Origin of the sequence: Propionivibrio sp. (assembly GCF_049316945.1) — a bacterium.
Lineage (GTDB): Bacteria > Pseudomonadota > Gammaproteobacteria > Burkholderiales > Rhodocyclaceae > Propionivibrio.
Window position 1 is genome coordinate 1 of record NZ_JBMOJE010000170.1, and the last position, 8,081, is coordinate 8,081.

Genomic DNA, 8,081 nt, shown 5'->3' on the forward strand with positions numbered 1-8,081 from the left:
CCCTCGCCCTCTGGGAGAGGGGTCGGGGGTGAGGGGAACGGGCAGGGCTTTCATTTCTTGGTGTGCCTTACAAAGCCCTGCCCGTTAACGTGAGAGTCGGATGCTGTGCCGTGGTTTTGATTCTCACCGACGAATCCAACCGTAATCCCGATATGGATATTAAGGGGAAACGATGGCCGGCTTTCGGCCAAATTCACCTATAATGCCGGCTCAAACGGCTTTATCCGTCAAACTCCAACACAAATTAGTTATGGGAGAACCCATGGGATTCCTCGCAGACAAGCGAATTCTGATCACCGGCCTGTTGTCAAAGCATTCAATTGCCTATGGAATCGCCAAGGCCTGCCACCGTGAAGGCGCGCAACTGGCCTTTACCTACCAGACCGAACGTTTTCTGGATCGCATCAACAAATTCTCCGCCGAATTCAAAAGTAGCCTGATTTTCCAGTGCGACGTCTCTGACGATGCCCAGATCGACAAACTCTTCGCCGATCTGGCAACACACTGGGATGGGCTCGACGGTCTGGTGCATTCGATTGCTTTCGCCCCCACCGAGGCTATCGAAGGCGACTTCCTCGATGGCCTCTCGCGCGAATCGTTCCGCATCGCCCACGACGTCTCGTCCTACAGCTATCCGGCACTGACCAAGGCGGCTCGCCCGATGCTCCTGAGGGGCAATAAAGCGGCGGTGCTGGCACTTTCCTATCTGGGCGCCGAGCGCACCATGCCGAACTACAACACCATGGGGCTGGCCAAGGCCAGCCTTGAAGCAGCCACGCGCTACCTGGCCTTCTGCCTCGGCCCGCAGGGCATCCGTGCCAACGCCATTTCAGCCGGCCCGATCAAGACGCTGGCGGCTTCCGGCATCGGCAACTTCGGCAAGCTCCTGGCCTACAACGCACATAACGCTCCGCTACGACGCAACATTACGATTGACGAAGTCGGCAACGCTGCCGCCTTCATGCTTTCCGATCTGGCCAGCGCCATAACCGGCGAAATCATGTACGTCGATGGCGGCCTGAATACCACGGCACTCGGCAACGCCGATCCTCTGCCGTAGCCTTTCTCAGGGCAGTAAAAAACGCCGACGGATTGTTTCCTAGCAGTTACGAAAAGTAGTTGATAGCTATCAGGTCCAGACTTGAAAACGCTCCTTCTTCAATGGGTGGAGATTTTTCTTGTCCAAGAAGAAATCTTCTTCAGCAAAATGGCCAACCGCTAATCGAAACCCGCGTTCACGGTGCAAAAGCCTCTTACTGAGGCCGCAACCACTCATCAGTCCATGTCGGAATGCGTTTAAACGCATAAATAATGTAAAAAATGCGTAAATATGCGATGAGGAGCATATTTTGGCTAGACTAGACATGCGTTTGATGGCATACTCTCGGCATGAAAGACGAATTTATGCCTCTAAACACATGCTCAGCGATAGAGACTTTGCCTGATGTGGGCCATCGGTTTCGCCAGTTGCGGGAGAAGGCCGGCAAGACTCAGTCCGAGGTCGCTGGCGCGGTGGGTATGCGTCAGGAGGCAATATCGCGATTTGAATCCGGACGCGGGGCTGATTTCTCTCTGACGAAGCTCTTGCGGTTGCTGCAAGTACTCGGTATGGAACTGGATTTCGTAAGCGCCACCCGACGGCCCACATTGTCGTCAATCCTGGAGGAACGCCGCCACAACGCCAACGTGGGGCCTGACTCCCGGTGAAACTCAACGTCTTTGTAAATGGCGCTGCCGTAGCCGTGCTGGAAAGCACCGCTGGCTTCGAGCACGCCTTGACCTACCTGCCAACGGCCCAGCCGCATGAGTTCGTCTCACTGGCGATGCCCGTGCAGACCTCAAGCTGGACGTGGCCAGCTCTGCATCCGTTCTTCCAGGTAAGCCTGCCCGAAGGATTTCTTCTTTCGGTGCTCAAAGAACAACTGGGCCCGCACTTGGGCGCGAGTGGCCTCGACTTGTTGTCGGTGGTTGGGCACAACCTCATCGGCCGCGTTCAAGTCAGCGCTGGCGAGCAGCCCAATGCGGTCTCGGCGGTCGACGATTTGGCGCCGCTGCTTCATGGTGAGGCGTCTGAACAGGTGTTCCTGGAGCTTATGGCGAGCCACGCCGTGTCGGGTGTCTCAGGCGTTGTCCCCAAATTCCTGAGCGACGAGACCGAAGCATTGTTTCGCAAGGGAACGGTGGCGACCGAGCGTCACATCGTTAAGGGAAGTTCTGCACACCAACCTTTCGTGGCACTCAACGAGCACCTTTGCATGAAAGCGGCTGCGGCGACGATGGCCAAGGTCGCTCGAACGCTCGTCTCCGACGACGGACAAACACTGGTAGTCGAGCGGTTTGACATCGACCCAGTCAGCGGCAAACGAAGAGGATTCGAGGACTTCTGCAGCTTGCTCGGATTGACGCCTGACGACAAGTACGAGTCCACCTGGGAGCGTGTTGCTCGGCTGACCCGCGCCTACGTACCCAAAGAATGCCTATTGGCTGCCAACGAACAGCTGGCCATCACGCTGCTGCTCACCTATGCGCTCGGCAACGCAGACTGCCACACCAAAAACCTGGCGTTCATCTATGACGACGTTGACAATGTGGAGATTGCGCCAGTCTACGACATGCTGACCATTCTCGCCTATGACCGGTATGCCAACAACCCGCCTGGCATGTACATTGACGGGCGCAAGAGCTGGAGTGCGAGCAAGGCGCTTTGGCGCTACCTGCAGGTTAACCTGGGCATCGACCCGCCGCGGCAGCGTGAGCTGGTGGACCGTGTGTGCACGGGTGTGGCCAGCATCGTTCCCGAGCTGCTGCACCACATCCAGCATACGCCCGGGTTCGCACAGGTGGGGTCGCGCATGCTCTGGGAGTGGAACGAGGGCATGAATCGCCTAGCCGCGCGCCGCACCTTCGCACTTGCCGACTGGGTGGCGCAGGCAGAAGCGAGTGGGCTGCCACGGCCATCGCCTGCGTTGCGGCATGTGGCCCCGCGCATCGGAGAGTCCCCGTTGCTCGCCCCACCGCGCAAACCTCGCACGGTGTTGCCGCCCTCCTGATCTGGTACGCCCGTATTAACCTAGAAAAAGCAGTTCGTCCACGAAAAACACCAAAAGCACGAAAAGAATCAAGAAGATAACAAGCTGAAGATCACCACCCAACGGGTGAATTGATAAAATACATCAAGCTATTGATTTTGTTCGTGTCTTTCGTGATTTTCGTGGATAGACCGAGGTTTTTAGGATTAACTGCTTTTCGTAACGGCTAGGATTGTTCCCGTCGGCGTTTTATTGGCCTTCAGTCCTTACTGGCGCTCTCTCGTCTCCAGCGCCGCGTTGTTGATATTGATTTTGTAGCGCTTGCGCAGCCCGGCAAGGTAGGCTGACAAGTCTTCCTGCGCAACAATCGCGGCGTATTCGCTCTGGAGCCCCTTGCGCTTCGCATCATCAATCTTTTCCGGCTGGGTGACCTTGCCGATCTTGTAGAGCATGTAGCTGCCGCCGACGCCGACGCCGACATAGGCTGGCAATTTCTGGACATCCGCCTTGAAAAGAGCCTGCATGGCGGCGGGTGGCACCTGACGACCCTGCATGCGCGAAATGGACTTGACCGGCGACCAGGCCTGCTTGTCCTCGCCGCCTTTCTGCAACTCGGCCAATCTGGCCTCGCCGGAATTTTTGGCCAGGACGGCGGCTTCCTTAGACTTCAAAAGCTTCTCAATATCGGCTTTTACCGTATCGAAAGGCTTGCTGGCGGCCGGTATGTGCTCGGTAACTCGCGCTGCCAACAGCGTGTTCGGGGCAATTTCGACCGCTTCGGTATTGCGTTTGTTCTTGACGGCGTCGTCCGAAAAGAGTGCTACAAGTATCTTGGCGTTCGCCAGCGGCCCCAGTGCTGCCATAACCTTCGGGTCAGGATTCCTGGGCAGCCAGTTGGACTGCTGGATCTTCAATTTGAATTTTTCAGCCGCCGGCTGGAGACTATCCGATTGCTCGTAGACCATGTTGGTAAACGCTTCGGCCGCTTCAGCAAACTTGCGCGATGCCGCCTGGCGCTTCAACTCGCTCTCGATTTCCGGACGCACCTCGGTAATCGAACGCTGTTTGCCGGCCTTGATGCCAGTAACCTTGATGATGTGGTAACCAAACTCGGACTGCACCAGACCGGAAATTTCGCCTTCCTTCTGCTTGAACACGGAGTCATCAAACGCCTTGACCATCATGCCGCGACCAAAGAAACCAAGATCGCCGCCCTTCTGCGCCGAGCCGGGATCCTGTGAATACTGTTTTGCCAGTTCGGCAAATTTCGCCGGTGACTTTTGCACTTCCTTCAATACCTCTGCGGCCTTGGCCTTGGCCTGGTCGGCATCGGCATTGCTCATGATCAGAATATGGCTCGCCCGCCGCTCCTCGGCCTGCTGATAGCGATCCTGGTGACTCTCATACCAGGCCTTGATCTCGGCATCACCCACCGTAACCTGCGCCAAGAGTGCATCAAGCGACAACACGAGGTACTCGGCCTTGACCTGCTCTGGCACCTCGAACAGGGACTTGTTGTCATCGTAGAATTTCTGCAGCGCAGCGGCATCGATCTTTACCTTGTCGGCAAACTGCTCGGGCGAAATCCGTATCTCGCTGAACTGGCGCTCCTCGGACTGAAGCCGCAACATCGCTTCGGCCTGGGTATCCGAAACAAAAGCCGTGTCACCGACCGCGCCAATCAGTTGCTGCAGCGTCAAATCCTGACGCAGCCGGGCCTCGAACTGCGGTTGCGACATATTTTGAGCACGCAGCGCCGTTTCATAACGCGCCATCGAAAACTGGCCGTCCTCCTGCAGCGAAGGAATCTTGCCAATGACATCGCGCAACACCTCGTTACCGGTCTGCACACGATTCTTGTCCGCCTCCAGCAGCAACAGACGCTGATCAACAAGCGATTCAAGAACGCTCAGCTTCGCTTCCGGCGTATTCATCATTTCCGGTTTGAAACTTGCCCCGAGCGTTTGACGCAATTGATCCTGGCGCTCGCGCATGGCCTGCTCAAACTGGGGAACGGTGATCTTGGTATCGCCAACGCTGGCCAGGTCACTCCCTGCCCCCGTGTTTCTGACGTAGGAATCGACGCCGAAGAAGGCGAATGGCAAGGCGATTAGCGCAAGAAATATCTGCACGATTTTCTTGTTGTTGCGTACGGAGTCGAACATGGTGATTGCCCGTCAGTTCAAAAAAAAGATCGAATCAAGAAACGAAAAAAGCGAACTCTCGTTCGCCTTCAGGTAGTAGCGCAGCGCACCGGACACCCATGCAGGGAGCTGAAAACACTTTATAAACATCCGCTTGGCAACAAGGGTGAGAAACCAACCGAGACCAAAAGGCAACATCCACAAGGCTTGTGACTTTACCACGAGCGATCATCTGCGAGCAAGCGTCCACGACGCGCCACCAAGGTAAATTTGCCTGGCCGTTCACCGTCCGCCTCGCTGCCGCAATAACGACAACTATAGTCCGATGGGGTAGTATGGAAACGATGAATTCGCCTGACAAAATGAGACCTCATGACCCGCGGCTGCGGGCAACGGTCGCGTCGCAGTTCACCGATGCGCCTCCAGCCAAGACCTTGGAGCGCTCGGTCGAATCACTGCAGCATGATCTGCAGGTGAACCAGATCGAACTGGAGATGCAGAACGAAGCCTTGCGCGAGGCGAAGATTGCGCTGGAGGAATCACGCGACCGCTTTGTCGATCTCTACGAGTTCGCCCCGGTCGGCTATCTCACGCTCACTGCCGACGGCAGGATTGCCGAGATCAACCTCGCCGGTCGCATGCTCCTCGGGGTGGTTCTCAAGAAATTACTGAACAGGCACTTCACCATTTTCGTGACTGATGAAGACCAGGATAACTGGCACCGGCATTTCATGAGTTTGAAAAGAGACGGTACGCAAGTCAAAGTGGAACTGGCATTGCGCCGCGGCGATGGGTCGGTCTTCCATGCCCAGTTGAACTGCACACGCACAGCAGGAAGCACGCTCAAAGCATCCTCGCGCCATGGGCTGCGCCCAGCAGAAGAAAATCTCTTGGCACCAGGCAGCCACGAGATACGCCTCACGCTGACCGACATTAGCGAGCGCAAGCAAATCGAAGACAGGCTGATTCTGAACGAGGCGAAAACCAGAAGCATTCTCGAAGGCGCGGCAGATGCGATATTCATCGTCGATCAACAGGGTCGTTACCAGTACGCCAACCAGAAGGCATCACAACTGTTTGGCTACAGTTACGACGAAATGCTGGGAATGAGCATAGCCGATATCACGCCAGCCGAAGATATGCAGGTCGCCCTGTCCCTTTTCGAGAAGCTCCTGACAACCGGATCATTGCGCTGTGAGCTACTTCTGAAGTGTCGGGACGGCGGCACCATAGCGGTGGACTTCAGCGGCTCATTGCTTCCGGATGGGACTGTCTTCGGTTCCTGCCGTGACATCACCGCAAGCAAGCTGGCTGAGGAACAACGCGACCAGCAACGCGATACTTTGGTGCGCGAAGTGCATCACCGCATCAAGAACAATCTGCAAGGCGTCGCCGGTCTGCTGCATCGCGAATTGGGCAAGTTTCTGGAACTTGATCCCCGGCTAAAAGCGGCAATCAGCCAGATTGATACCATAGCCGTCGTTCATGGCTTGCAAAGCTCCAATTCCGGTGAAGCCATCCGCCTGTGCGATAGCCTGAGAAATATCTGCAAGATGGTTTCAGAACTGTCGCAGCGACCGGTGCTGTTTCATATCGAGCACGAACAAAGCACGTTCAGACCGGTCCAGATCGAAAGCAATGAAGCGGTTTCCATTGCCCTGGTGCTCAATGAACTGATCCTCAATGCCGTCAAGCATTCGCCTGCAGGCAGCGCCGATCCAGCGGTATCACTGCTGTCCAATGGCACCATCGCGCAGATTGTCATCCGCAATGCCGCATCGGGGACGCCGGCATTTGACATCGATACCGGCCAGGGACTCGGCACCGGCTTGCGCCTGGTACGTTCCCTGCTGCCGAATGAGGGAGCGCACCTGTCTTATGGACTCGATAACCGGGACTTTGTGCACACCACGCTTATACTCAAGTCCCCCGTGCTAATCAGTTCTTTTCAGAAAGAGCGGAGCCTGTCATGACCAGGATTCTCATTGCCGACGATGACCGACTGGTGCTTTTAACCCTGGCCGATGGTCTGCGCGAGGCCGGTTTCGAGGTCATCGAGGCACATGACGGCTTGCAGGCGCTGGCGCTATGCCTGAGTGAAGAGCCGGCCTTGGCGCTGCTTGACATCCGCATGCCCGGTCTCGACGGACTGGAACTGGCGCGCCGCCTGCGCGATGAAACGACGGTGCCCTTCCTGTTTTTCTCGGCCTATGACGACGAGGAGTTTGTCCAGCGTGCCGTGGAGATCGGCGCCCTCGGCTACCTGATCAAGCCGCTCACGGTGGCGAAGATCGTGCCGACGATACGTACCGCGCTGGCCCGCGCGCAGGAGATCAGTGGTCTGCAAGGCGCAATGGCGAGCAATCGCACGATTGCCACCGCCGTCGGCATGCTCATGCGCGCCGCTGGACTCGACCAGCCGAGCGCTTTTGAGCAGTTGCGCCAGCAGGCCCGAACCCAGCGCCGCAAGCTGGAAGATGTGGCCAGGAGCATGGTAGAAGATGACAAATACCAGAAGCCATAAAAGGCATTGAGACGCCTATCAATCAATGGCTGATCACTTCATTCCAGCAATTCCTTTTGTAATTGATAATTAAAATTGATAATTAATAATTACCCCTCCCCCGGAATTTCAACTTACCCTGAAATGCGTACTCATAAACGAGTATTATTGCTGCAGTTTGCAGTCGGGGCCCACAAAACTGCCTCGCTTATGAAATCTGGTATCGCATTGCACAGGGCAATGCGTCCACAGACACATGGAGCGAAGCATGGGTGGATTCTCCCAATCAACTTTCAATATCGAGTCGTTTCGGCCGCCTGAGAAGTACCAGGCGATGGCAGCGCTTCGCCTGAGAGGCTGTGAATTAATTGGCACAAGCATCCAAGACCGTCATTCCGGCGAAGG

The 8,081-nt window shown here is 56.3% G+C and carries 6 protein-coding genes; 5 read left to right on the plus strand and 1 reads right to left on the minus strand.

Annotated elements, in window-relative coordinates; genetic code table 11:
* Positions 1-262: 262 nt before the first annotated feature.
* From fabI to ACOYNV_RS23820, 3 genes are all read left to right on the plus strand, one after another.
* Entirely contained in the window at positions 263-1,060 is a 798-nt protein-coding gene (gene fabI / locus ACOYNV_RS23810) for an enoyl-ACP reductase FabI (protein WP_422902298.1), read from the plus strand.
* Positions 1,061-1,389: 329 nt separating this feature from the next.
* Positions 1,390-1,707, plus strand: a complete 318-nt coding sequence (locus ACOYNV_RS23815) for a helix-turn-helix domain-containing protein (protein WP_422902299.1) — start codon at positions 1,390-1,392, stop codon at positions 1,705-1,707.
* A complete protein-coding gene (locus ACOYNV_RS23820) occupies positions 1,704-3,050 on the plus strand; it encodes a type II toxin-antitoxin system HipA family toxin (RefSeq protein ID WP_422902300.1) in 1,347 nt (448 codons plus the stop codon). The genes ACOYNV_RS23815 and ACOYNV_RS23820 overlap by 4 nt, the downstream gene beginning before the upstream one ends.
* A gap of 245 nt (positions 3,051-3,295) precedes the next feature.
* On the opposite strand, the gene ACOYNV_RS23825 is transcribed toward ACOYNV_RS23820, so the two are convergent.
* Entirely contained in the window at positions 3,296-5,194 is a 1,899-nt protein-coding gene (locus ACOYNV_RS23825) for a SurA N-terminal domain-containing protein (protein WP_422902301.1), read from the minus strand.
* A 341-nt stretch (positions 5,195-5,535) separates the two neighbouring features.
* On the opposite strand from ACOYNV_RS23825, the gene ACOYNV_RS23830 reads away from it, so the two are divergent.
* Both ACOYNV_RS23830 and ACOYNV_RS23835 read left to right on the plus strand, forming a co-directional pair.
* Complete coding sequence (locus ACOYNV_RS23830; protein ID WP_422902302.1) at positions 5,536-7,146, plus strand: PAS domain S-box protein; 1,611 nt, start codon at positions 5,536-5,538, stop codon at positions 7,144-7,146.
* The gene (locus ACOYNV_RS23835; protein WP_422902303.1) at positions 7,143-7,697 is read left to right on the plus strand and encodes an ANTAR domain-containing response regulator; all 555 of its coding nucleotides are present in this window, start codon (positions 7,143-7,145) and stop codon (positions 7,695-7,697) included. Before ACOYNV_RS23830 ends, ACOYNV_RS23835 begins: the two co-directional genes overlap by 4 nt.
* Positions 7,698-8,081 lie beyond the last annotated feature (384 nt).